The sequence below is a fragment of the Shinella sp. GW821-FHT10F02 genome (assembly GCF_058809275.1).
In genome coordinates this window covers 486,925-510,612 of the sequence record NZ_JBXASL010000005.1, presented here as the reverse complement: position 1 = coordinate 510,612, position 23,688 = coordinate 486,925, and the positions used below count along the sequence as shown (strand labels likewise).

The 23,688-nt window shown below is 63.7% G+C and carries 21 protein-coding genes and 1 pseudogene; 9 read left to right on the top strand and 13 right to left on the bottom strand.

Annotation, left to right across the window (positions count from 1 at the left end; all coding sequences use genetic code 11):
• Positions 1-18: 18 nt before the first annotated feature.
• The 8 genes and pseudogenes from AC1RWL_RS18645 to AC1RWL_RS18610 form a co-directional block, all read right to left on the bottom strand.
• Positions 19-1,740 (bottom strand): ABC transporter substrate-binding protein, encoded by a 1,722-nt coding sequence (locus AC1RWL_RS18645; protein WP_256121281.1) that lies wholly within the window; start codon positions 1,738-1,740, stop codon positions 19-21.
• Between the two features lie 79 nt (positions 1,741-1,819).
• Positions 1,820-2,239 (bottom strand): DUF2160 domain-containing protein, encoded by a 420-nt coding sequence (locus tag AC1RWL_RS18640; RefSeq protein WP_435269172.1) that lies wholly within the window; start codon positions 2,237-2,239, stop codon positions 1,820-1,822.
• Positions 2,240-2,252: 13 nt separating this feature from the next.
• A pseudogene (locus tag AC1RWL_RS18635) lies at positions 2,253-3,038 on the bottom strand (carbohydrate ABC transporter permease); the annotation flags it as partial.
• Positions 3,039-3,145: 107 nt separating this feature from the next.
• On the bottom strand, positions 3,146-4,012 hold the full coding sequence (locus AC1RWL_RS18630; RefSeq protein WP_319324703.1) for a carbohydrate ABC transporter permease: 867 nt from the start codon (positions 4,010-4,012) through the stop codon (positions 3,146-3,148).
• A 2-nt stretch (positions 4,013-4,014) separates the two neighbouring features.
• Complete coding sequence (locus AC1RWL_RS18625; protein ID WP_256121285.1) at positions 4,015-5,085, bottom strand: ABC transporter ATP-binding protein; 1,071 nt, start codon at positions 5,083-5,085, stop codon at positions 4,015-4,017.
• Positions 5,086-5,095: 10 nt separating this feature from the next.
• Positions 5,096-6,178 carry an ABC transporter ATP-binding protein gene (locus AC1RWL_RS18620; protein ID WP_256121286.1) on the bottom strand — a complete coding sequence of 361 codons (1,083 nt, stop codon included), beginning with the start codon at positions 6,176-6,178 and terminating at the stop codon, positions 5,096-5,098.
• A 39-nt stretch (positions 6,179-6,217) separates the two neighbouring features.
• A complete protein-coding gene (glpD, locus tag AC1RWL_RS18615) occupies positions 6,218-7,738 on the bottom strand; it encodes a glycerol-3-phosphate dehydrogenase (protein ID WP_493095327.1) in 1,521 nt (506 codons plus the stop codon).
• Between the two features lie 114 nt (positions 7,739-7,852).
• The gene (locus AC1RWL_RS18610) at positions 7,853-8,623 is read right to left on the bottom strand and encodes a DeoR/GlpR family DNA-binding transcription regulator (RefSeq protein WP_435269177.1); all 771 of its coding nucleotides are present in this window, start codon (positions 8,621-8,623) and stop codon (positions 7,853-7,855) included.
• A 141-nt stretch (positions 8,624-8,764) separates the two neighbouring features.
• On the opposite strand from AC1RWL_RS18610, the gene AC1RWL_RS18605 reads away from it, so the two are divergent.
• Complete coding sequence (locus AC1RWL_RS18605) at positions 8,765-9,535, top strand: SDR family NAD(P)-dependent oxidoreductase (RefSeq protein WP_256121289.1); 771 nt, start codon at positions 8,765-8,767, stop codon at positions 9,533-9,535.
• Here the strand turns inward: AC1RWL_RS18605 and acuI are convergent.
• A complete protein-coding gene (gene acuI, locus AC1RWL_RS18600) occupies positions 9,532-10,527 on the bottom strand; it encodes an acrylyl-CoA reductase (NADPH) (protein ID WP_493095328.1) in 996 nt (331 codons plus the stop codon). The genes AC1RWL_RS18605 and acuI overlap by 4 nt on opposite strands.
• A 101-nt stretch (positions 10,528-10,628) precedes the next feature.
• On the opposite strand from acuI, the gene AC1RWL_RS18595 reads away from it, so the two are divergent.
• From AC1RWL_RS18595 to AC1RWL_RS18565, 7 genes are all read left to right on the top strand, one after another.
• Entirely contained in the window at positions 10,629-11,522 is an 894-nt protein-coding gene (locus AC1RWL_RS18595) for a LysR family transcriptional regulator (RefSeq protein ID WP_492650488.1), read from the top strand.
• 185 nt (positions 11,523-11,707) lie between these two features.
• Positions 11,708-12,187 carry a formate dehydrogenase subunit gamma gene (locus AC1RWL_RS18590; RefSeq protein WP_435269179.1) on the top strand — a complete coding sequence of 160 codons (480 nt, stop codon included), beginning with the start codon at positions 11,708-11,710 and terminating at the stop codon, positions 12,185-12,187.
• Positions 12,184-13,740: a formate dehydrogenase beta subunit gene (locus AC1RWL_RS18585; RefSeq protein ID WP_493095329.1), complete on the top strand. Its 1,557-nt coding sequence runs from the start codon at positions 12,184-12,186 to the stop codon at positions 13,738-13,740. The genes AC1RWL_RS18590 and AC1RWL_RS18585 overlap by 4 nt, the downstream gene beginning before the upstream one ends.
• Positions 13,737-13,952 (top strand): DUF4287 domain-containing protein, encoded by a 216-nt coding sequence (locus tag AC1RWL_RS18580; RefSeq protein ID WP_435269181.1) that lies wholly within the window; start codon positions 13,737-13,739, stop codon positions 13,950-13,952. The genes AC1RWL_RS18585 and AC1RWL_RS18580 overlap by 4 nt, the downstream gene beginning before the upstream one ends.
• A 59-nt stretch (positions 13,953-14,011) precedes the next feature.
• On the top strand, positions 14,012-16,891 hold the full coding sequence (gene fdhF / locus AC1RWL_RS18575; RefSeq protein WP_493095330.1) for a formate dehydrogenase subunit alpha: 2,880 nt from the start codon (positions 14,012-14,014) through the stop codon (positions 16,889-16,891).
• Positions 16,892-16,899: 8 nt separating this feature from the next.
• Complete coding sequence (fdhD, locus tag AC1RWL_RS18570) at positions 16,900-17,733, top strand: formate dehydrogenase accessory sulfurtransferase FdhD (RefSeq protein WP_493095331.1); 834 nt, start codon at positions 16,900-16,902, stop codon at positions 17,731-17,733.
• 9 nt (positions 17,734-17,742) lie between these two features.
• Positions 17,743-18,012, top strand: coding sequence for a formate dehydrogenase subunit delta (locus tag AC1RWL_RS18565; RefSeq protein WP_493095332.1), 270 nt, complete (start codon positions 17,743-17,745; stop codon positions 18,010-18,012).
• Between the two features lie 68 nt (positions 18,013-18,080).
• On the opposite strand, the gene AC1RWL_RS18560 is transcribed toward AC1RWL_RS18565, so the two are convergent.
• From AC1RWL_RS18560 to rocF, 4 genes are all read right to left on the bottom strand, one after another.
• Positions 18,081-19,847: a methyl-accepting chemotaxis protein gene (locus tag AC1RWL_RS18560; RefSeq protein WP_493095333.1), complete on the bottom strand. Its 1,767-nt coding sequence runs from the start codon at positions 19,845-19,847 to the stop codon at positions 18,081-18,083.
• Between the two features lie 396 nt (positions 19,848-20,243).
• Positions 20,244-20,720 (bottom strand): chemotaxis protein CheW, encoded by a 477-nt coding sequence (locus AC1RWL_RS18555; RefSeq protein WP_256121299.1) that lies wholly within the window; start codon positions 20,718-20,720, stop codon positions 20,244-20,246.
• Positions 20,721-20,884: 164 nt separating this feature from the next.
• Positions 20,885-22,090: an ornithine--oxo-acid transaminase gene (rocD, locus tag AC1RWL_RS18550; RefSeq protein ID WP_493095334.1), complete on the bottom strand. Its 1,206-nt coding sequence runs from the start codon at positions 22,088-22,090 to the stop codon at positions 20,885-20,887.
• Between the two features lie 15 nt (positions 22,091-22,105).
• Positions 22,106-23,041: an arginase gene (gene rocF, locus AC1RWL_RS18545; RefSeq protein WP_256121301.1), complete on the bottom strand. Its 936-nt coding sequence runs from the start codon at positions 23,039-23,041 to the stop codon at positions 22,106-22,108.
• Between the two features lie 135 nt (positions 23,042-23,176).
• Between rocF and AC1RWL_RS18540 the strand changes: the two genes are divergently transcribed.
• Complete coding sequence (locus tag AC1RWL_RS18540; protein WP_439618906.1) at positions 23,177-23,617, top strand: Lrp/AsnC family transcriptional regulator; 441 nt, start codon at positions 23,177-23,179, stop codon at positions 23,615-23,617.
• Positions 23,618-23,688 lie beyond the last annotated feature (71 nt).

Sequence of the window (23,688 nt, the reverse complement as noted above, 5' to 3'; positions counted from 1 at the left end):
GCCCGCAATCGGATCACATCACTTCTGCCAGCTCTTGACGAGTTCGTCATAGTTGACGGTGAGCGGCTTTTCCTTCTCGTTCTCGATCTTGAGCTGCGGCGCAATGTTGCCCTTTTCGACGGCATCCTTGTTCCAGTAGGCAAGATCGTGCTCTTCGGCGAGCTTCGGGCCGATATCGCCCTGGACGCCGGCGCGCTCGAGGCGTTCCAGCACCTTTTCCTGCTCGGCGCACAGCGAGTCCATCGCTTCCTGCGCGGTCTTGGCACCCGACGACGCATCGCCGATCGCCTGCCACCACAGCTGGGCCAGCTTCGGATAGTCCGGGATGTTCGTACCGGTCGGCGACCACTGCACGCGGGCCGGCGAGCGGTAGAACTCGATCAGACCACCAAGCTTCGGTGCGCGTTCCGTAAACGACTTGTGGGCGATCGAGGATTCGCGGATGAGCGTCAGGCCGGTATGGCTCTTCTTGACGTCAACCGTCTTGGAGACGACGAACTGCGCATAAAGCCATGCGGCCTTGGCGCGGTCGTCCGGCGTGGACTTCAGAAGCGTCCAGGAACCCACGTCCTGGTAACCGAGCTTCATGCCGTCCTTCCAGTAGACGCCGTGCGGGCTCGGGGCGAAACGCCACTTCGGCGTACCGTCCGCGTTCACGACCGGCAGGCCGTCCTTCACGAAGTCGGCGGTGAACGCCGTGTAGGTGAACATCTGCTGGGCGACTTCGCCCTGCGACGGAACCGGGCCGGATTCCGAGAAGGTCATGCCCTGGGCGGATGCCGGTGCATAGGCCTTCAGCCAGTCGAGATACTTCTGGATGGCGTAGACGGAAGCCGGGCCGTTGGTGTCGCCGCCGCGCGCAACGCACGAGCCGACCGGACGCGAGTTCTCGTCGACCTTGATGCCCCATTCGTCGACCGGAAGACCGTTCGGCAGGCCCTTGTCGCCGTTGCCGGCCATCGAGAGCCAGGCGTCGGTGAAGCGCCAGCCGAGCGACGGGTCCTTCTTGCCGTAGTCCATGTGGCCATAGACCTTCTTGCCGTCGATCTCGCGGCCGGTGAAGAACTCGGCGATGTCCTCGTAAGCCGACCAGTTGACCGGAACACCGAGGTCGTAGCCGTACTTCGCCTTGAAGTCAGCCTGGTTCTTCGCGTCGTTGAACCAGTCATAACGGAACCAGTAGAGGTTCGCGAACTGCTGGTCGGGCAGCTGGTAGAGGTCGCCGTCCGGAGCGGTCGTGAACTTCAGGCCGATGAAGTCGTTGAGGTCGAGATTCGGGTTGGTGACGTCCTTGCCTTCGTTGGCCATCCACTTGGTGAGCGAACGAGCCTGCTGGTAGCGCCAATGCGTGCCGATCAAGTCGGAGTCGTTGACATAGGCGTCATAGACGTTTTCGCCCGACTGCATCTGGGTCTGCAGCTTTTCGACGACGTCGCCCTCGCCGATCAGGTCGTGGGTGATCTTGATGCCGGTGATCGCGGTGAAGGCCGGTGCAAGAACCTTCGATTCGTATTCATGCGTGGTGATCGTTTCGGAGACGACCTTGATTTCCATGCCGGCGAACGGCTTGGCGGCGTCGATGAACCACTGCATTTCCGCTTCCTGGCCAGCGCGGTCGAGCGAGGACAAATCGCCGATTTCCGCGTCCAGGAACTTCTTGGCAGCATCCATGTCCGCGAATGCGGAGCCGGTGAACGCCAGCAGCATGACTGCCGTCGTCGTCAGAAGTTGCTTTCGCATATTGATCCTCCCTTAGGGTTTTGCGATTGCATGCGTTGAAGGCCCCATAATTCTCCCCGGGGCCTCCCTTCCCGATTGCCTAGACGAAGCGGAACACGCCGATGGCGTAGACCACGGACAAGGCAAGAGCCCACCACAGGTTGGCGCCGACGAGGCCCAACCATGCGAGATGAATGAATGCGGAGCCGAGCAGCGACACGAACAGCCGGTCGCCGCGCGTCGTCTCGAAGCGCAGGATGCCGACCCGCGGATTGCCGCCGGGGCGGGCATATTCCCAAACGGCCATAAGCGCGATCAGCGTGAAGATCGTCAGGAAGAACATGGCGGTCGGAAACGACCAGGCCATCCAGCCGCCGGTGATCAGCGGCGCGAAGAAGTCGCGCTCGCCGTCCTTGACCGGAAGCCCCATGAACAGCGCGCCGGCGATGACGACATAGAGGACGAGCACGGCGACGAGCGCCACGGGCCAGCGATTGTTGCGGTTTACGACAGCGGCCATCAGCCCCTCCCCCTCAGACGCGGCCAAGGGCAAAGCCCTTGGCGATGTAATTGCGGACGAAATAGATCACGAGCGCGCCGGGAATGATGGTGAGCACGCCCGCCGCCGCCAGCACGCCCCAGTCCATGCCGGACGCCGAGACCGTGCGCGTCATCGTGGCGGCGATCGGCTTGGCGTCGGTCGTCGTCAGCGTGCGGGCGATCAGGAGTTCGACCCAGGAGAACATGAAGCAGAAGAAAGCGGCGACGCCGATGCCGGACGCGATCAGCGGCACGAAGATCTTGGCGAAGAATTTCGGGAACGAGTAGCCGTCGATATAGGCGGTCTCGTCGATCTCCTTCGGCACGCCCGACATGAAGCCTTCAAGGATCCAGACGGCGAGCGGCACGTTGAACAGGCAGTGGGCGATGGCGACGGCGATGTGCGTGTCGATCAGGCCGAAGGCCGAATAGAGCTGGAAGAACGGCAGCGCGAAAACGGCCGGCGGCGCCATGCGGTTGGTCAAGAGCCAGAAGAACAGGTGCTTGTCGCCGAGGAACCGGTAGCGCGAGAAGGCATAGGCCGCCGGCAGCGCTACGGAAACCGAGATCAGCGTGTTCAGCACCACGTAGATGATCGAGTTGATATAGCCGGAATACCAGGCCGGATCGGTGAAGATCACCGTGTAGTTGCGAAGGGTCGGATTGACCGGCCAAAGCGAGAAGGCGCCGGTGATCTCCGCATTCGTCTTGAAGCTCATGTTGACGAGCCAGTAGATCGGCAGCATCAGGAAGACGATGTAGAGCGTCGGCACCAGCCAGGAGAGGCTGCGCTTGCTGTTGGCGCCGGCCTTAACGCCGGTACGCGCCACCGTGCCGGTCTGGATCGGGTTTGCAGTGGTTGCCTGTGAGGTCATGGTTTCCTCCCTCACGCCTGCTCGTCGCTGCTGGTCATGACCGTGTAGAAGATCCATGACAGCAGGAGGATGATCAGGAAGTAGATGATGGACATTGCCGCGGCCGGGCCGAGGTCGAACTGGCCGATCGCCATCTTGACGAGGTCGATCGACAGGAAGGTCGTCGAGTTGCCGGGGCCGCCGCCGGTGACGACGAAGGGCTCCGTATAGATCATGAAACTATCCATAAAGCGCAGCAGGAAGGCGATCAAAAGAACGCGCTTCATCTTCGGTAGCTGGATATAGCGGAACACCGCCCAGCGCGACGCGCCGTCGATCTTGGCCGCCTGGTAATAGGCCTCCGGGATCGAGACGAGGCCGGCATAGCAGAGCAGCACGACAAGGCTCGTCCAGTGCCAGACATCCATGACGATCAGCGTCAGCCAGGCATCGAAGACATTGTTGACGTAGTTGTAGCTGATGCCGAGCGCATCCAGCGTGCGGCCGAGCAGGCCGATATCGACGCGGCCGAACACCTGCCAGATCGTGCCGACCACGTTCCACGGAATGAGCAGCGGCAGCGCCATCAAAACGAGGCAGACCGGCACGCCCAGCCCCTTCTTCGGCATGTTGAGCGCGATCAGGATGCCGAGGGGGATTTCGATCGCCAGGATGATGCCGGAAAACAGCAGGTTGCGTCCGAGCGCCTGCCAGAAACGATCGGATTCCAGCACGTCGGAAAACCAGCCGACGCCGTTCCAGAAGAACTGGTTGTTGCCGAACGTGTCCTGGACCGAATAGTTCACCACCGTCATCAGCGGGATCACCGCCGAGAAGGCGACGAGCAGCAGGACGGGCAGGACCATGAACCAGGCCTTGTTGTTCCAGGTCTTGTTCATCGTCAGCCCTCCCTGCCGATACGCCAGGAATCGGCGTAGATGTTGATGGCGGCCGGATCGAAGGTCACCCGCGGATCGGCGGGGATTTCCCCATCTTCCGGCACGACGATCGCGATCGGCTTGCCGGCAAATTCGGCGCGCACGATCTTCTGGCGGCCGATATCCTCGACCTTGCTGATCGAGACCGGCATGCCGTCACGCGAAAGCGAGATGAATTCCGGCCGGATGCCGAGTTCGGTCTTGGCACCGACGGCGATCTGCGGCTGGTAGCCGAGCGTCAGCGTCTCCTGACCGATCTTGACGCTGCTGCCGTCGATCGAGGCCGGCAGCACGTTCATGCCCGGCGAGCCGATGAAATAGCCGACAAAGGTGTGGCTCGGCTTCTCGAAGAGCTCCGCCGGCGTGCCGATCTGCACGATCTGGCCGTCATACATGACGACGACCTTGTCGGCGAAGGTCAGCGCCTCGGTCTGGTCATGCGTGACATAGACCATGGTGAAGCCGAACTGGCGGTGCAGCTTCTTGAGCTGTGAACGCAGCACCCATTTCATATGCGGGTCGATGACGGTCAGCGGCTCGTCGAACAGGATGGCGTTGACGTCGTTGCGCACCAGGCCACGGCCCAGCGAAATCTTCTGCTTCTGGTCTGCGGTCAAACCGCGCGCCGTCTTCTTCGCCCAATCCGAGAGATCGATCATTTCCAGGATTTCGCGCACGCGGCGGTCGACTTCCGGCTCGGCCACGCCGCGGTTGCGCAGCGGGAAGGCGAGATTGTCGTAGACCGTCATCGTGTCGTAGATCACCGGGAACTGGAAGACCTGCGCGATGTTGCGCTGCTGGGTCGACAGGTTCGTCACATCGTTGCCGTCGAACAGGATGCGGCCTTCGGACGGCTGCAGCAGGCCGGAAATGATGTTGAGCAGCGTGGTCTTGCCGCAGCCGGAAGGGCCGAGCAGCGCATAGGCGCCGCCATCGTTCCACTCGTGGTGGACTTCCTTCAGCGAATAGTCCGCTTCCGATTTCGGCTTTTCGCCGTAGGCGTGGCGGATATGGTCGAGGGTGATGCGTGCCATTGTTTCCTCCTCAGGCCGCCGCGGCCGCGGGCTCGGCGATCGCCCTGCCGTCCGTGCCGAAGGCCATCAGGTGGCGCGTGTCGACATGGACGGTGATGATCGCGTCCGGCTCGATGTCGTGGATGCCCGGCGAGAGCATGACCCAGTGGCTGCCCTCGAACTGGATGTAGATGAAGCTCTCCGACCCGGCGATTTCCGAGATCGCGGTGCGCGCCTGGAGGCTGGCCGATGCCGGGTTCTGGCTGGAAAGCGAGAGGTGATGCGGATGGAAGGCGATGGTGCAGGGGCCATCCGGCAACCCGGCAAGATGCGCCGGCACCGGCAGCACCGGCTTGCCGCCGACCTCGAAACTGCCGCCGTTCTTCAGCACCTGCATCGTGTTCAGCGGCGGATCGGCGAAGGTGCGGGCGGTAACGAGGTCACGCGGCCGGCGATAGACATCGATCGTGCGGCCGAACTGGGTGATGCTGCCCTGCGACAGCGTCGCCGTGTTGCCGCCCAGAAGCAGGGCTTCCGAAGGCTCCGTCGTCGCGTATACGAAGATCGCGCCCGAAGCGGCAAAGATCTTCGGCAGTTCGAGACGCAGTTCCTCGCGCAGCTTGTAGTCCAGGTTGGCGAGCGGCTCGTCGAGCAGCACGAGGCGGGCATTCTTGACGATGGCGCGGGCCAATGCCGTGCGCTGCTGCTGGCCACCGGACAGGTTGAGCGGCGTGCGATCGAGATAAGGCGTCAGCTTCAGGAGCTCGGCGGCCTTCCTCACCTCGCGGTCGATCGTCGCCTTGTCCGCGCCCTTGATGCGCATCGGCGAGGCGATGTTCTCGTAGACGGTCAGCGCCGGATAGTTGATGAACTGCTGGTAGACCATGGCGACGCCGCGATCCTGCACCCGCACGCCCGTCACGTCCTTGCCGTCGAACCAGACGGAGCCGGCGGTCGGCTTGTCGAGGCCGGCCATCAGCCGCATCAGCGAGGTCTTGCCGGACAAAGTCGGGCCGAGCAGCACGTTGAGCGAGCCGCGCTCGAGCACGAGGTTCGTCGGGTGGATATGCGTCTCCGCCCCCGACACCTTCGCGATGTTTCTGAGTTCAAGCATTCCTATCTCCGTCGTTCCTCCCAGCCACCGGATCAGGCGCTAGTTCGGTACTGCCGCCTCCGCGGCCGTCATATAGTCTTCCAGCGCAGCCGTTTCGTCGACTGTCAGATGCAATCCTCGTTTGGTCCGGCGCCACAGCACGTCCTCGGCATGCCGGGCCCATTCTTCCTTCATCAGCCAGCGCACTTCACGCTCGTAAAGGTCGCTGCCGAAATGCCGCCCGAGATCGTCGATCGTTTTCGCGCCCTCCAGCATGGCCGCGGCGCGCGTGCCGTAAAGCCGGACCAGGCGCCGCGCGTGCACGCTGGCAAGAAAGGGAAAACGCGATGAAAGCGCCTTCACCTCGGCATCGAAACCATCGACCTTGAAGTCTCCGCCCGGCAGCCGCGATTGGGCCGTCCAGCGGTCACCCTTCACGCCGATCGCTTCCCCGATCTTCTCCAGCGCCGATTCGGCAAGGCGCCGGTAGGTGGTGAGCTTACCGCCGAAAATGTTGAGCAGCGGTGCGACGCCCTCGCCACCCTCGACCTTCAAAACGTAGTCGCGCGTCGCTTCCTGTGCCTTGCTGGCGCCGTCGTCGAAAAGCGGGCGCACGCCGGAATAGGTCCAGACGATGTCGTCGCGCGTCACCGGCTCGGAAAAATATTCGCTTGCCGATTGGCAAAGATAGCCGATTTCCGCGTCGCTGATGCGAACATCTCGGGGATCGCCCTGATAGTCGCGGTCGGTCGTGCCGATCAGCGTGAACTCTTCCTGGTAGGGAATGGCGAAGATGATACGCCCGTCCGGGTTCTGGAAGAAGTATGCGCGCGGATCGGCGAATTTCTTCTTCACGACGATGTGACTGCCCTGCACGAGGCGGACATTGTGCACGTCGTTACGGCCGAAGGACGAGGCGAGCACCTTGTCGACCCAAGGCCCCGCCGCGTTTACCAGCATGCGTGCGCGAAAAATCTCGCGCGCACCGGTGTCGACATTCTCGGTCTCGACGTTCCAGTGGCCGTTTTCGCGGCGCGCGGTAACCACCTTGGTGCCGGTACGGATATCCGCGCCGCGATTGGCGGCGTCGCGGGCGTTGAGCACGACGAGGCGCGCATCGTCCACCCAGCCGTCGGAATATTCGAAGGCCTTGCGGAAAAGCTTCTTGAGCGGGCCGCCGGCCGGGTCCTTCGCCAGATCCAGCGTGCGGGTCGCCGGCAGCAGCTTGCGGCCGCCGATATAGTCATAGAGAAACAGGCCGAGGCGGATGAGCCAGGCCGGGCGCGGTCCGCCGGTCTGGAAGGGCAGCACGAAGCGCATCGGCCAGATGACGTGCGGCGCCATGGCCCAGAGCACTTCGCGCTCCATCAGCGCTTCGCGCACCAGGCGGAATTCGTAATGCTCGAGATAGCGCAGGCCGCCATGGATAAGCTTGGTGGAAGCCGAGGACGTGCCGGAGGCAAAATCCTTCATCTCGGCAAGCACCACCGAATAACCACGGCCCGCCGCATCGCGCGCAATGCCGCAGCCGTTGATGCCGCCACCGATGACAAAAATATCGCGGATCACGTCGCCGTCCAAAGTCCCCTCCCATTTCGCATCGCACAAATTTTGCGCAGTTGCGAAAGCCAGTGGAGTTAAAACGAAAACATTCCGAATGTCAAACGAATGCAACACAAATGCGTTCGGGCGGCATCAACCCGGCGCGGACGTCTCGATCAAGCGCACGTCATGCTCCTGGCAAATGCCGCGAATGCCCTCGAAAGGACAGCTATCGGTGATGAATGTATGGACCTGCGAGAGATGGCCGATGCGCACCGGCGCGGTCCTTTCGAATTTCGTCGAATCCGAAACCAGGATGACATGGCGGGAATTGGCCATGATCGCCTGCGCCACCTTCACCTCGCGATAATCGAAGTCGAGCAGCGCGCCATCCTCGTCGATCGCCGACACGCCGATCACCGCATAATCCACCTTGAACTGCCGGATGAAATCGACCGCGGCCTCGCCGACGATGCCGCCATCCGCACCGCGCACGACGCCGCCGGCTATCACCACCTCGATCGAGGGATAGACCCGCAAGCGATTGGCAACATTGATATTATTGGTGATGACCATCAGCTCTTTGTGTTCGAGCAACGCCTCGCCGACGGCTTCCGTCGTCGTGCCGATATTGATGAAGAGCGAGGAATTATCGGGGATCATCGCGGCGGCCGCGCGGCCGATCGCCTGCTTTTCGGGAGCGGCAATCGAGCGCCGCGCCTCGTATCTGACATTCTCGTTGCCGCTTGGAAACAGCGCGCCGCCATGAATGCGCGTCAAGGCCTTGCTGTCGCACAGATCGTTCAGATCCTTGCGGATGGTCTGCGGCGTGACGGAGAATCGCGCCGCGAGATCCTCCACCAGCACCCGGCCCTGGGTTTTTGCGAGATCCAGAATCTCCGTCTGGCGCCCCGTCAGAAACATGAGCCCCTCCCTTGCTTTCGTTTGTTTTCATAATATGCAAAAACGAAAGCACATCAATTGATCCGTTCCGCCTTCTTGGAGCATGCCCTTATTTTTGTGATACTGGCAAACGGTTGAGCGGCGAATAGCGGAGGAGAACCCATGTTTCATCCAGCCTTGTTCAAGGGCGCAAATGTCGTCGTGACCGGCGCGGGGCGCGGCATCGGGCTGGAGATCGCCCGGCAGTTCCTCGATTGCGGCGCCCATGTGCTGCTGCATGGCGGGCGCGCCGCGTCCGGTCCTCTGCCCGATTTCCTGGAGGCAGCGGTCGGCGAAGCCCGCGCCCATATCGTCTATGGCGATTTTCTGGAGGAAGGCGGCATCGGCGCCATCCTGCAGCGGGTGGATAGCCTGTTCCCGCATGTCGACGTGCTCATCAACAATGCCGGCACCATGGTCGGCCGTTTCCCGGCCGCGGACCTGACCGACGAGCAATATGAAACGGTCGTGCGCCTCAACCAGACGTCCGTCGTCGAGGTGACGCGTGCGCTGCTGCGGGCGTTGCGCCGTGCACCGCATGCCGCAATCGTCAACACGGTCTCGATCTCGGCGCTGACCGGCGGCAGCCCCGGCTCGGCCATCTATTCGGCCACCAAGGCCTTCGTCTCGACCTATTCCAAGGGCCTCGCCCGGGAACTGGCGCCCGACGGCATCCGCGTCAATTGCGTCTCGCCCGGCACGATCACCACGGATTTCCATTCCCGCTATTCGTCGGCAGACAAGCTGGAAGCGACGCGCAAGACGATCCCCTTGCAGCGGCTCGGCACGGCGGAGGACTGCGCCCCCGCCTATCTCTTCCTCGCCTCCAACGCGCTCTCCGGCTATATCACCGGCCAGGTGCTGGAGGTGAACGGCGGCCAGCTCATCTGCTAGGCGTTGACGTCGACGACGACGCGCCCTTTCACCTTGCCTTCGAGAATCTGGTTGGCGAGGTCCGGCAGGTCGGAGAGCCGGTGCTCGACGATCATGGCCTCCAGCTTGTCCATCGGGAGGTCGCTGGCGATGCGGTTCCAGGCATCCACGCGCTGGTCGTAGGGCCGCATGACCGAATCGATACCGAGCAGGCTGACGCCGCGCAGCAGGAACGGAATGACGGTGAAGGACGGCACGGCGGCGCCGGCGGCAAGGCCGACAGAGGCAACGGCCCCGTCATATTTCATCTGCTTGAGCACCCGCGCCAGCATGTCGCCGCCGACCGCATCGATGGCGCCGGCCCAGCGTTCCGATTCGAGCGGCTTGCTGTTCGCCTCCGCAAGCTCGGCCCGATCGACGATGGTTTCCGCGCCGAGGCTCTTCAGATAATCGGCGGTCTCCGGCCGGCCCGTCACGGCCGCGACCGAATAGCCGAGCCTTGCCAGCAGCGCGACGGCGACCGAGCCGACGCCGCCGGCGGCACCCGTCACCAGCACTTCGCCCTTCAACGGCGAAAGCCCGGCCTCTTCCAGCGCGATGACGGACAGCATGGAGGTGAGCCCCGCCGTGCCGATCGCCATGGCCTGCCGCGTCGAAAGCTCTTCCGGCAACGGCACCAGCCAGTCGGCCTTTACCTTCGCGCGCGTCGCGTAACCGCCCCACCACATCTCGCCGACGCGCCAGCCGGTCAGCACCACCCGGTCGCCCGGCCGGTAGCGCGGATCGTCCGAGGCCTCGACCGTGCCGGCGAAATCCACGCCCGGCACATGCGGGAAGGTTCGCACCAGCCCGCCCTTGCCGTTGATGCACAGCCCGTCCTTGTAGTTGAGCGTCGAATATTCGACGGCGACCGTGACGTCGCCTTCCGGAAGCCGCGAATCGTCCAGCTCCTGGATCGACGCGGAAACCGCGCCGTCGCCGGCCTTCTCGACTAACAGTGCTTGGAACGTCATGGCTTTCTCCTCGTGATCGCTTGCCTCGTCCCAGATATAGGGCGCGGGGCATTGGTGCCGCCACTGTTCTTTTGTATCAAGGGGAAGGAGGCCGGTTGCCGATGATAGACAAGCTCGAATATTTCATCGCGCTCGCCCGCGAAAAACATTTTGCGCGGGCGGCGGAAGAGCTCGGCATTTCGCAGCCGACGCTTTCGGCGGCGGTGCGCCAGCTAGAAGACCAGCTCGGCGTGATGCTCGTCGTGCGCGGCTCCCGCTTCCAGGGCCTGACGCCGGAAGGCCAGCGCGTGCTCGAATGGGCACGCCGCATCGTCGGCGACACCCGCACGATGCGCGAGGAAATGCGCGCCGCGCGAAAGGGCCTTTCCGGCCATATCCGCCTTGCCGCCATCCCCACCACGCTCGCCATGGTGCCCCGTATCACCGCGCCCTTCCAGGAAAAACACCCGGACGTCACCTTCTCGATCCTGTCGACGACCTCGATCAAGATCCTCGGCCTGCTCGAAAACCTGGAGATCGACGCCGGCCTCACCTATCTCGAAAACGAGCCGCTTGGGCGCGTCACCAGCGTGCCGCTGCTGCACGAGCACTATTGCCTCGTCACCGCCAAGGGCACCGCCTTCGCCGATCGCGAAACCGTGACCTGGCAGGACGCCGGCAGCGTTAGGCTTTGTCTATTGACCGCAGACATGCAGAACCGCCGCATCATCAACCGGCACTTCGCCGAAGCCGGCGTTACCGTTGAGCCCTCGCTTGAGGCGAACTCGATGATCGTGCTGTTCTCACATGTGCGCACCGGACGCTGGGCCAGCATCATGCCAAGGAATGTTGCAAAATCATTTGGATTTCCTGATGAAATAAGTATAGTTTCGCTTGTGGATCCCGAGCCGCACCATACCGTCGGCCTGGTCGCCACCCATCGCGAGCCCTTTACGCCGCTCGTCTCCGCCCTGCTGCACGAAGCGCGTGTGCTTGCCGAAAAAGGGATCGATTGATAGGAATTTTCTATCGATCAACGGCTTTGCTTTATTGACCCGCCGTCTCCCGACTGAGAAGCTGTTGGGATTATGGCGCGCAGATCGACAGGGTTCCGGTCTTCGCCGAACAGTTTCAATGGTGTCGGCGCGTTGGAACCCCTGATTTCGTAGCGGTTCATTCGTGTCGGTTGGGAGGCCTGACCATGAATGTGCACGTAACCGGCAACGATGTAGGTGCGAGAACGCTGGCGATCGTCCGCGAATTGAAGGGGCTCGAAGGGCCGCTTCTGCCCATCCTGCACGAAATCCAGGCGGAGTTCGGCTATGTGCCGCAGGAAAGCCTGCCGGTCATCGCCGAGCAATTGAACCTGTCGCGCGCCGAGGTGCACGGCGTCGTCACCTTCTATCATGACTACCGCGACCACCCGACGGGGCGCCATGTGCTGAAACTCTGTCGCGCCGAGGCCTGTCAGTCGATGGGCGGGGACGAGATCGCCGAGCGCGTGAAATCGCTGCTCGGCATCGATTTCCACCAGACGACGCTCGATGGCGCGGTGACGCTGGAACCCGTCTACTGTCTCGGGCTCTGTTCCTGCGCACCGGCCGCGATGTTCGACGGCGCGGTGCATGGGCGGGTCGATGCCGAACTTGCGAAAGAACTCGTCGCGGAGGCACGCCGATGACCGTCCGCATCTACGTTCCCCGCGATGCCGCCGCCCTTGCGCTTGGCGCCGACCGCGTTGCCAAGGCGCTTTCCCGCGAGGCGGATGCCCGCAAGCTCGACATCACGATCGTGCGCAACGGCTCGCGCGGCATGCACTGGCTGGAGCCGCTGGTCGAGGTCGAGACGGCGCAAGGCCGCATCGCCTATGGCCCGGTAAAACCATCCGATATCGCCTCCCTGATTGATGCCGGGTTCACCGAGGGCAGGGCGCACCCGCTCTGTCTTGGCGGAACGGAAGAGATTCCGTTCCTGAAGAACCAGACCCGCCTCACCTTTGCCCGCTGCGGCGTCATCGATCCCGTTTCGCTGGACGACTACAAGGCCCATGGCGGCCTGAAGGGTCTTGAAAACGCCATCGCAATGGCTCCCGCCGATGTCGTCAAGCAGGTCACCGACAGTGGTCTTCGCGGCCGCGGCGGCGCGGGTTTTCCGACGGGCATCAAGTGGAAGACCGTGCTGGATGCCCCCGGCGACCGCAAATACATCGTCTGCAATGCCGACGAAGGCGACAGCGGCACCTTCGCCGACCGCATGATCATGGAAGGCGATCCCTTCGTGCTGATCGAGGGCATGGCGATCGCCGGCCTTGCGACCGGCGCGACCAAGGGCTTCGTCTATATCCGCTCGGAATATCCGCAGGCGATCGACGCCATGAACGAGGCGGTCACCGTGGCGCGCGCCGCCGGCGTGCTCGGCCCCTCCGTGCTCGGCTCGGGAAAAGCCTTCGACATGGAAATCCGTGTCGGCGCGGGCGCCTATGTCTGCGGCGAGGAAACGGCGCTGCTCAACAGCCTGGAAGGCAAGCGCGGCATCGTGCGCGCCAAGCCGCCGCTGCCGGCATTGCAGGGCTTCATGGGCCGCCCGACGGTCGTCAACAACGTCATCTCACTCGCCTCCGTGCCGATCATTATGGACAAGGGCGCTGACTTCTACCGCGATTTCGGCATGGGCCGCTCGCGCGGCACGATCCCGCTCCAGATCGCCGGCAACGTCAAGCACGGCGGCCTTTACGAGACCGCCTTCGGCCTGACGCTCGGCGAGATCATCGACGTCATCGGCGGCGGCACGGCCTCCGGCCGGCCGGTGCGCGCCGTGCAGGTCGGCGGCCCGCTCGGCGCCTATTTCCCGCGGGCACTGTTCGATACGCCCTTCGACTACGAGGCCTTCGCCGCCAAGGACGGCCTCATCGGCCACGCCGGCATCACCGTCTTCGACGACACGGTCGACATGCTGAAGCAGGCCCGCTTCGCCATGGAGTTCTGCGCCGTCGAAAGCTGCGGCAAGTGCACCCCCTGTCGCATCGGCTCGACGCGCGGCGTCGAGACGGCCGACCGGATCGCCCAGGGCATCGAGCCGGAGAAGAACCGCGAACTGCTCGCAGACCTCTGCAACACGATGAAATTCGGCTCGCTCTGCGCGCTCGGCGGCTTCACGCCCTATCCGGTGCTCAGCGCCATGAACCATTTCCCGGAGGACTTTTCGCCGGCACCCATGGTGGAGGCGGCGGAATGAGCGAGACGGAAAAGGTCAAAGGCCCGGCCTCCTACTTTCCCTCGATCGAGAAGAAATACGGCCAGCCGATCGAACATTGGAAGACCATCATCCGCGCGCAGGATGGCAAGGCGCATATGCAGATCGTGGCGCTCCTGAAGGAAACGCACGGTCTGGGCCACGGCCATGCCAACGCGCTTGTTGCGGCGACGCTCGCCGATACGAAGTCCTAGAACAGAACCCAAGTCGCCCTGGCACCGCCCGCGGCGCAAAAATTGATCCGGAGGTTCCCATGTCCCTCGTTCCCGAAATCGACTACGGCACGCCCGCCTCCCGCGCGGAAAAGATGGTGACGCTCACCATCGACGGCAACGAGATCACCGTGCCCGAGGGCACCTCCATCATGCGCGCCTCGATGGAGGCCGGCATCCAGGTGCCGAAACTCTGCGCCACCGACATGGTGGACGCCTTCGGTTCCTGCCGCCTCTGTCTTGTCGAGATCGAGGGCCGCAATGGTACGCCCGCCTCCTGCACCACGCCGGTGGCACCCGGCCTCGTCGTCCACACCCAGACGAGCCGGCTGAAGACCATCCGCAAGGGCGTGATGGAGCTTTACATCTCCGACCACCCGCTCGACTGTCTCACCTGTGCGGCGAACGGCGACTGCGAATTGCAGGACATGGCCGGCGCCGTCGGCCTGCGCGACGTGCGCTACGGTTATGAGGGCGACAACCACGTCAAGGCGCGCAGCAACGGCGAGACCAACGCCCGCTTCATGCCGAAGGACGAATCGAACCCCTATTTCACCTATGACCCATCGAAATGCATCGTCTGTTCGCGTTGCGTGCGCGCCTGCGAAGAGGTGCAGGGCACCTTCGCGCTGACCATCGAGGGACGCGGTTTCGACAGCCGCGTTTCGCCCGGCATGCACGAGCATTTCATCGATTCCGAATGCGTCTCCTGCGGCGCCTGCGTGCAGGCCTGCCCGACCGCGACGCTCACCGAAAAATCGGTCATCGCCATCGGCCAGCCGGAACATTCCCTCGTCACCACCTGCGCCTATTGCGGCGTCGGCTGCTCGTTCAAGGCGGAAATGCGCGGCGAAGAGCTGGTGCGCATGGTGCCCTGGAAGGACGGCCAGGCCAACCGCGGCCATTCCTGCGTCAAGGGCCGCTTCGCCTATGGCTACTCGACCCACCGCGACCGCATCCTCAACCCGATGGTCCGCGAAAAGATTTCCGACCCGTGGCGCGAAGTGACCTGGGAAGAGGCCTACGCCCATGTCGCCGCCGAATTCCGCCGCATCCAGTACCAGTATGGCCGTGATTCGATCGGCGGCATCACCTCGTCGCGCTGTACGAACGAAGAGACCTATCTGGTCCAGAAGCTGATCCGCGCCGGCTTCGGCAACAACAATGTCGATACCTGCGCCCGCGTCTGCCATTCGCCGACCGGCTACGGCCTCGGCCAGGCCTTCGGCACCTCCGCCGGCACGCAGAATTTCGATTCGGTCGAGCACACCGATGTCGTCATCGTCATCGGCGCCAACCCGACGGACGGCCACCCGGTCTTCGCCTCGCGCCTCAAGAAGCGCCTGCGCCAGGGCGCCAAGCTGATCGTCATCGATCCGCGCCGCACCGAGCTCGTCTCCTCGCCACACATCAAGGCATCCCATCACCTGCCGCTGAAACCCGGCACGAACGTCGCCGTCGTCACCGCACTCGCCCATGTCATCGTGACGGAAGGTCTCTACGACGAAAAATTCATCCGCGAGCGCTGCGACTGGTCGGAATTCGAGGACTGGGCGTCCTTCGTCGCCGAACCGCGCCACAGCCCGGAAGCGATCGAGCCTTTCAGCGGCGTGCCGGCGGAAGAGCTGCGCGGTGCCGCCCGGCTCTTTGCCACCGGCGGCAACGGCTCGATCTATTACGGCCTCGGCGTCACCGAACACAGCCAGGGCTCGACGACCGTCATGGCCATCGCCAACCTCGCCATGGCGACCGGCAATATCGGCCGCCCCGGCGTCGGCGTGAACCCGCTGCGCGGCCAGAACAACGTGCAGGGCTCCTGCGACATGGGCTCTTTCCCGCACGAGCTGCCCGGCTACCGCCACATCTCAGACGACGCAACCCGCGACATCTTCGAGAAACTCTGGGGCGTGAAGCTCAACAACGAGCCGGGCCTGCGCATCCCCAACATGCTGGACGCCGCCGTCGAGGGCACGTTCAAGGGCATCTACATCCAGGGCGAGGACATCCTCCAGTCCGACCCGGACACCAAGCACGTCTCGGCCGGCCTGGCCGCGATGGAATGCGTCGTCGTGCAGGATCTCTTCCTCAACGAGACGGCGAACTACGCCCACGTCTTCCTGCCGGGCTCGACCTTCCTGGAAAAGGACGGCACCTTCACCAATGCCGAGCGCCGCATCAACCGCGTGCGCCGCGTCATGACGCCGAAGAACGGCTATGCGGACTGGGAAGTCACCCAGAACCTCGCCCAGGCGATGGGCCTCAACTGGAACTACACCCACCCTTCCGAGATCATGGACGAGATTGCGGCGACGACGCCGAGCTTCGCGCTCGTCTCTTACGACTATCTGGAAAAGGTCGGCTCGGTGCAGTGGCCCTGCAACGAGAAGAACCCGCAGGGCTCGCCGATCATGCACATCAACGGCTTCGTGCGCGGCAAAGGTAAGTTCATACGCACGGAATATGTCGCGACGGACGAAAAGACCGGCCCGCGCTTCCCGCTGCTGCTCACCACCGGCCGTATCCTCAGCCAGTACAATGTCGGCGCCCAGACGCGGCGCACGGAAAACGTCGTCTGGCACGAGGAGGACCGGCTGGAAATCCATCCGCACGATGCGGAAAACCGCGGCATCCGCGACGGCGACTGGGTGCGCCTTGCCAGCCGTGCCGGCGAGACGACCTTGCGCGCGCTCGTCACCGACCGCGTGGCGCCAGGCGTCGTCTACACGACCTTCCACCACCCGACGACGCAGGCGAACGTCATCACCACCGATTTCTCGGACTGGGCGACCAATTGTCCGGAGTATAAGGTGACGGCCGTGCAGATCTCGCCGTCGAATGGTCCATCCGACTGGCAGATCGAATATGACGAGCTCGCCCGCCAGTCGCGCCGGATCAGCGGCAAGCTGGAGGCAGCAGAATAGGATCCCGCGTGCCGGACTTTTCCACGTCGACCAAGGTTCCAGAGACCGCCCGCCGCAACGGACGGCTAACCGCCGGTGACCGCTTCGTGCCGGAGGAAACCCCGGTCGCCTTCTCCTATGCCGGCTCCACCCATGCCGTGATGATGGCGAGCCCGGCCGATCTCGAAGATTTCGCCGTCGGCTTCAGCCTGACGGAAGGCATCATCAGCGATCCCTCCGAAATCGAGACCATCGAGGTGGTGGCGGAAGACAAGGGCATCGACGTGCAGGTCCGGCTGGCCGATCCGCAGAACGACGCGCTGACGGCCCGCCGCCGCCACATGGCCGGCCCTGTGGGCTGCGGCCTGTGCGGCATCGAATCGATCGAGCAGGCCGTGCGCGTAGCGCCCTCCGTGCGTTTGTCGATGCTTACGCTTACAGAAGACGAAGTGGCGGACGCCGTTCGTCTCCTGAACGGCCAGCAGCCGCTGCATATGGTGACGCGCGCCGTGCATGGCGCCGGTTTCTACGTGCCGGGCACCGGCCTCATCGCGGTGCGCGAAGATGTCGGCCGGCACAACGCGCTCGACAAGCTCGTCGGCGCCGCGCGCCGCGCCGGACATGTCGGCAGCGCCGGCGCCGTCGTCGTGACGAGCCGCGTTTCCGTCGAGATGGTGCAGAAGACGGCGATCATCGGCAGCCCCTTCATCATCGCCATTTCCGCACCCACAGCACTCGCCATCCGCACGGCGGAGGATGCCGGCATGACGCTGATCGCGCTGGTGCGCGGCGAGGAATTCGAGATTTTCACCGGTGCGGAGCGCATCGTGTCCGGCGCGGAACGGCGCCTGGGCAACGGGTAGGAGCCAGAAATGTCGGAAGGCAGCAAGATCCCCAGAATGGCGAACCAGATCGCCACCTTCTTCCACTCGCAGCCCGCAAGCGAAGGCCCGAACGGTGTGGCGACCCACATCAACAAGTTCTGGGAGCCCCGCATGCGCCGGCAGCTTTTCGATATCGTCGACAATCATGGCGGCGAAGGGCTGGACAGCCTCGTGCTGCAAGCCGTGCCGCTGATCCACCGTCCGCCGCCGGCCGAAGTGCCGCCGGCGCGCAAAAACAGCGCGCCACCCGCCCCCTGAGACCACCCCCCCTGAAACGCCAACGGCCGGCATTGCTGCCGGCCGTTTTTTCATGCCGCGTTGCGCGCTTAGAACTCTTCCCAGTTCTCCGCTGCCTGCGCCGAGGAGCCACGCGGCGCCCGCAGGGTGCGCGCCACGGCATGAAGCTGCGATACGGGTGCCGGCGACGGTGCCCGCTGGGCCGGCTGGGCATTGCCGGCAAGCTTGAAGCGGCGGATGAGGGTGTGCAGCGCGTCTGCCTCGCGCGCCATGGCGTGGCTGGCTGCCGTGCTTTCCTCGACCATCGCCGCATTCTGCTGCGTCGCCTGGTCCATGGAATTGACCGACTGGTTGATCTCGCGAAGCCCGGTGGATTGTTCGCGCGAGGCTTCGACGATCGCCGCCACGTTCGAGTGGACCTCCTGCACCTGGCCGAGGATTTCCTGCAAGGCGCGCCCGGTCTCGTCGACCAGCGCCACGCCGCTCTTCACCTGCTCGCCCGAGGTGGTGATCAGCGCCTTGATGTCCTTGGCGGCACTTGCCGAGCGCTGCGCGAGTTCGCGCACTTCCTGCGCCACCACGGCAAAACCCTTGCCCGCCTCGCCCGCCCGCGCCGCTTCCACGCCGGCATTCAGCGCGAGCAGGTTGGTCTGGAAGGCGATGTCGTCGATGACGCCGATGATGTTGGAGATTTCGCGCGAGGACTGTTCGATCTGCCCCATCGCGCCGATCGCCTTCTTCACGACCTCGCCGGATTTTTCGGCACCCGACCGGGTCCTGGCGACGAGCGTCCCGGCTTCGTCGGCGCGGCGGCTCGAATCGGCGACCGTCGTGGTGATTTCATCGAGAGCGGCGGCGGTCTCCTCAACGGAGGCCGCCTGCTGCTCGGTGCGCCTGGCGAGGTCGTCCGCTGCCGAGCGGATTTCCTGTGCACCCGACGCAATGGCATTGGCATTGGTCTCGACCGTGCGCATTGCATCATGCAGGCCAGCGACCGCTTCGTTGAAATCCTTGCGCACCGCTTCCATCGAGGGAACGAAGGCCTTGGTGAGATTTTGCGTCAGGTCGCCATCCGCCAGCGCCTTCAGCGCGCCGCCGAGCATGTTGATTGCCGACATGCGTTCGGTCACGTCGGTGGCGAACTTGACGACCTTGTAGACCCGGCCGGTAAGGTCGCGGATCGGATTGTAGGCCGCCTGGATCCAGATTTCCCGCCCGCCCTTGCCGTAGCGCACGAATTCGTTGGAGATGAACTGCCCGTCGGCGAGGTTCTTCCAGAAGTCCGCATAGGCCTGCGTCTGCACATAGGCGGGATCGCAGAACATCCGGTGATGCTTGCCGCGAATTTCCGAGAGATCGTAGCCGAGCCCGGCGCAGAAATTCTCGTTGGCATAAAGGATTTCGCCGGTCGGCGTGAATTCGATGACGGCCTGCGAGCGCGAGATCGCGTCCAGCTTGCTGGCATCTTCCGAAGCGCGCATCTTCGCCTCGGTGATGTCGGTGGCGAACTTGACGACCTTGTAGGGCTTGCCGCGGCGCAGGATCGGATTGTACGAGGCCTGGATCCAGATCTCGCTGCCATCCTTGCGCAGGCGCTTGTAGCTGCTCGAATCATATTCGCCGCGTCCGAGGCGCGCCCAGAACTGGCGGTACTCTTCGCTCGCCGCATAGCCGGCTTCACAGAAGATGCGGTGGTGCTTGCCGACGATGTCCTTCAGGTCATAACCGAGCGCCCGGCAGAAATTCTCGTTGGCGGACAGAATAGTGCCGGTGAGATCGAACTGGATCACGGCCTGCGAACGCGACAGCGCGTCGAATATTTGGCCCGCATCCATGGACTTCGCGAATGAAAGCATGACCTGTCCCTCTGTGCGATCGTCAAGACTTGCCGGATGGCGCGCGGCGATCGTCGGTTGTTGACGTTCCTGCACGGAGCACCTTGGCGACCGTGCACGATCTGCGGTGAATACATCTTCGCGGGAGGCGTCATGCCGGACCGAAGAAATGTCCCTCTACAATCAAAGATGGCGAAACAGACTTAAAATTTAATGAAAATCGAACAGCGACTTTTTGGATCTGTTATATAACAATAACTTACGGATAGACTGGAAAACGAGGTATTCACGTTACGTCAGGCAAGCGATTACCTGACGATTCTCGAATTCACTCGAAAGTTGCGTTTTTAAGTAGACAATAAAAAACCGCCGTGCAAACGCACGGCGGTTCCGTAATGTCGTGACTCGTAAGGGCGATCAGGCCGCCATGTCTTCCACGTCGCGCTCCTTGAACATGCGCGACAGGTTGAGGAAGCAGATCATGCCGTTCTCGTGGGCGATGATGCCTTCTGCATAGGCCTTGTCGAAGGAGGTCGTCACTTCCGGCACGGGCTGGATCTGCTCGCTGCGGATGGTGAGGATGTCGGACACCCGGTCGACGACGAGGCCGACGACCATGCTGTGCACTTCGGCGACAACGATGGCGCTGCGCTCGTTGGCTTCCGTGCTCTTCATGCCGAGCTTGTGGGCGAGGTCGATGATCGGGATCACCGTGCCGCGCAGGTTCATCACGCCGATGACGTCCGGCGGCGAATGCGGGATCGGCGTGGACGGCGCCCAGCCGCGGATTTCGCGGATCGTGGTCGTCTTCACGCAGAATTCCTGATCATGCAGGCGGAATGCGATAATTTCGAGCGTGTCACCGGCAAAGCCAGTCGTCTTGATGGAGGTCATCGGGATCTTTCCAGTTGGATCTGCCCAGTTTGGTCTGCTTCGTGATCCGATCCTATGCATGCCCTGGTTAAAATCTTTCAAACGCCCGCCATTTGTCGTGCCGAAAATGCGGAAAGGCCCCGCGTCGCCGCAGGGCCCTCGATCTTTCCCGTCTGCCGTACCCGTCAGGTGCGCAGCACGGCCTCGAACTGTTCGAGTGCCCAATCCACCTGGTCGCCGGTGATGACCAGCGGCGGGGCGATGCGGATCGTGTCGCCGTGGGTATCCTTGGCGAGGATGCCGCGCTCCTTCAGCGCCTCGCAATATTTGCGCGCGCCGCCGGCGGCGGGGTCGAGCTCCACGGCCAGCATCAGGCCGCGGCCGCGCACGTCCTTGATGATGTTGGAGCGGATGCCCTTGAGGCCTTCCTGGAAACGATTGCCCATGCGCTCAGAATTGCCGATCATGTCCTCCTCGACCAGCACCTTCAGCGCGGCACGCGCGATGGCGCAGGCCAGCGGATTGCCGCCGAAGGTGGAGCCGTGCTGCCCGGGCTGCAGCACGCCGAGCACTTCGCTGTTCGAGAGCACCGCCGAAACCGGATAGAAACCGCCGGACAGCGCCTTGCCGACCAGCGTCACGTCGGCCTCGATGCCCTCGTGCTCCTCGGCAAGCAGCTTGCCGGTGCGGCCGAGGCCGGTCTGGATTTCGTCGAGGATCAGCGTGATGCCATGTTTCGTGCAGAGTTCGCGAACCGCCGTGAAATAGCCGGCCGGCGGAATGATCACGCCCGCCTCGCCCTGGATCGGTTCGATGAGGAAGGCGACCGTGTTTTCGGTGATCGCCGCGCGAAACGCATCGAGATCACCGAAAGGCACATGCCGGAAACCGGGCGCGAAGGGGCCGAAGCCGGTGCGCGCATCCGGGTCCGTCGAGAACCCGACGATGCCCATGGTGCGACCGTGGAAATTGTTCGAGCAGACGACGATCTCGGCGCGGCCCTCCGGCACGCCCTTCACCTCATAGCCCCACTTGCGCACCGCCTTCACCGCGGTCTCCACGGCTTCCGCCCCGGAATTCATCGGCAGCACCTTGTGCGAGCCGGTGAGCGCCGCGATCTCCTCGTAGAAATGCGCGAGCTGGTCGTTGCGGAAGGCGCGCGAGGTGAGCGTCAGCTTCTGCGCCTGCTCCACCATCGCCGCCAGGATCTTCGGATGGCAATGGCCCTGGTTGACCGCGGAATAGGCCGAAAGGCAGTCGAGATAACGGTTGCCGTCGATATCCCAGACAAACACGCCCTCGCCGCGCGACAGCACGACGTCGAGCGGCTTGTAGTTATGGGCGCCGAGACGGTACTCGGTTTCGATCAGGCTTTCGGTCGACGGCGTCATAAAGTCCTCCGGGGTTCAGGCGCTGCGGGTCGGCCGGTCGAGAATGCGGCGCCCGAAGAGGCTTGCGGTCAGTTCGACGAGGATGCGCGCACTCTTGCCGCGGTCGTCGAGGAACGGGTTCAGCTCGACGAGGTCGAGCGAGGAGACGAGGCCGCTGTCGCAGAGCATCTCCATGATGAGATGCGCCTCGCGGAAGGTCGCCCCGCCCGGCACCGTGGTGCCGACGCCCGGCGCCAGTTCCGGATCGAGGAAATCGACGTCGAGGCTGACATGCAGCAGGCCGTTTGCCGCTTTGATGCGGGCGATGATGTCGTGCATGATATGCGCCATGCCCGTCTCGTCGATCGAGCGCATGTCATAGACATTGACGCCATGCTCGGCGATCTCTTCGCGCTCGCGCGCATCGACGGAGCGGATGCCGACCTGGAAGACATTCTTCGGATCGACCATCGGGCGGCCCGCTTCGAGGATCGGCGCGAATTCGGCCTCGCCGCAGAAGAAGGCGACCGGCATGCCGTGCATGTTGCCCGAGGGCGAGCTTGCCGGCGAGTTGAAGTCCGCATGCGCATCGAGCCAGAGCACGAAGAGCGGGCGGCCGACATCGGCGGCATAACGCGCCATGCCGGAGACGGAGCCCATCGACAGCGCGTGGTCGCCGCCGAGAATAAGCGGGAACTTTCCGCCGCGCGCCGCATCGTAGACCGCCGTATCAAGCGCGCGGGTGAAGGCCGCGACGATCTGCAGGTTGTTCGCCTTCGGATGGTTGGCAAGGTCGCGCGCCGGCAGCGGGCGCAGGTCGCCTTCGTCCGTCACCGTGTGCCCGAGTTCGATCAGAGTCGTGTCAACGCCCGCGATGCGCAGCGCCGTCGGCCCCATCGCCGCGCCGCGGCGGCCGGAGCCTTCTTCGAGTGGTGCGCCGATCAGCGCGATGTGCTTGTCATTTTCAGCCATGGTTTCCCCGCAGGTGCGTGAGGGCCGGTACGCCCGGTTTTGCCCGATTATTACCCCTCACGCTGTTGGCAAAAAGAGGGAAAACTGACAAATAGGCGGCTCATTTCAGCATTTTGCAAAGCACCCGGCAACACAATGGTAAGTCTCGACGATCTCGACCACGCGCTGATCAGCGCGCTGCGCCACAATGCCCGCACGCCGGTCTCTTCGCTTGCGGCCACGACGGGCGCCTCGCGGGCGACGGTGGCGGCACGCATCGAGCGGCTCGTCTCGTCGGGAACGATCGCCGCCTTCACCATCCGCACCGGCGCGGAGCTGACCGGGAGCGGCGTGCGCGCCATCGTCATGATCGAGGTGCACGGCAAGATGGCCGATCGCGTGGCCGCCCAGCTTCGCGGCCTGCCGCAGGTACGCGCGCTGCACTCCACCAATGGCCGCTGGGATTTCATCGCCGAACTCGAAGACCGCGACCTCGGCACCTTCGACGAAACGCTCCACCGCATCCGCCTGATCGACGGCATCACGGTGACCGAGACGAATATTTTGCTGAAGACGACGAAGAACGCACTGGCGTGAGCCGGTTCACCTATTGCCTCACCCTCCACGTCATCCTCGGGTCAAGCCCGAGGATGACGTGGAGGGTGAGG

Bases quoted from the DNA above. Each gene is read 5' to 3' on its own strand.
- AC1RWL_RS18645 (WP_256121281.1), bottom strand. From the start codon at position 1,740: ATGCGAAAGCAACTTCTGACGACGACGGCAGTCATGCTGCTGGCGTTC.
- AC1RWL_RS18640 (WP_435269172.1), bottom strand. From the start codon at position 2,239: ATGGCCGCTGTCGTAAACCGCAACAATCGCTGGCCCGTGGCGCTCGTC.
- AC1RWL_RS18630 (WP_319324703.1), bottom strand. From the start codon at position 4,012: ATGAACAAGACCTGGAACAACAAGGCCTGGTTCATGGTCCTGCCCGTC.
- AC1RWL_RS18625 (WP_256121285.1), bottom strand. From the start codon at position 5,085: ATGGCACGCATCACCCTCGACCATATCCGCCACGCCTACGGCGAAAAG.
- AC1RWL_RS18620 (WP_256121286.1), bottom strand. From the start codon at position 6,178: ATGCTTGAACTCAGAAACATCGCGAAGGTGTCGGGGGCGGAGACGCAT.
- AC1RWL_RS18610 (WP_435269177.1), bottom strand. From the start codon at position 8,623: ATGTTTCTGACGGGGCGCCAGACGGAGATTCTGGATCTCGCAAAAACC.
- AC1RWL_RS18605 (WP_256121289.1), top strand. From the start codon at position 8,765: ATGTTTCATCCAGCCTTGTTCAAGGGCGCAAATGTCGTCGTGACCGGC.
- acuI (WP_493095328.1), bottom strand. From the start codon at position 10,527: ATGACGTTCCAAGCACTGTTAGTCGAGAAGGCCGGCGACGGCGCGGTT.
- AC1RWL_RS18595 (WP_492650488.1), top strand. From the start codon at position 10,629: ATGATAGACAAGCTCGAATATTTCATCGCGCTCGCCCGCGAAAAACAT.
- AC1RWL_RS18590 (WP_435269179.1), top strand. From the start codon at position 11,708: ATGAATGTGCACGTAACCGGCAACGATGTAGGTGCGAGAACGCTGGCG.
- AC1RWL_RS18585 (WP_493095329.1), top strand. From the start codon at position 12,184: ATGACCGTCCGCATCTACGTTCCCCGCGATGCCGCCGCCCTTGCGCTT.
- AC1RWL_RS18580 (WP_435269181.1), top strand. From the start codon at position 13,737: ATGAGCGAGACGGAAAAGGTCAAAGGCCCGGCCTCCTACTTTCCCTCG.
- fdhF (WP_493095330.1), top strand. From the start codon at position 14,012: ATGTCCCTCGTTCCCGAAATCGACTACGGCACGCCCGCCTCCCGCGCG.
- AC1RWL_RS18565 (WP_493095332.1), top strand. From the start codon at position 17,743: ATGTCGGAAGGCAGCAAGATCCCCAGAATGGCGAACCAGATCGCCACC.
- AC1RWL_RS18560 (WP_493095333.1), bottom strand. From the start codon at position 19,847: ATGCTTTCATTCGCGAAGTCCATGGATGCGGGCCAAATATTCGACGCG.
- AC1RWL_RS18555 (WP_256121299.1), bottom strand. From the start codon at position 20,720: ATGACCTCCATCAAGACGACTGGCTTTGCCGGTGACACGCTCGAAATT.
- rocD (WP_493095334.1), bottom strand. From the start codon at position 22,090: ATGACGCCGTCGACCGAAAGCCTGATCGAAACCGAGTACCGTCTCGGC.
- rocF (WP_256121301.1), bottom strand. From the start codon at position 23,041: ATGGCTGAAAATGACAAGCACATCGCGCTGATCGGCGCACCACTCGAA.
- AC1RWL_RS18540 (WP_439618906.1), top strand. From the start codon at position 23,177: ATGGTAAGTCTCGACGATCTCGACCACGCGCTGATCAGCGCGCTGCGC.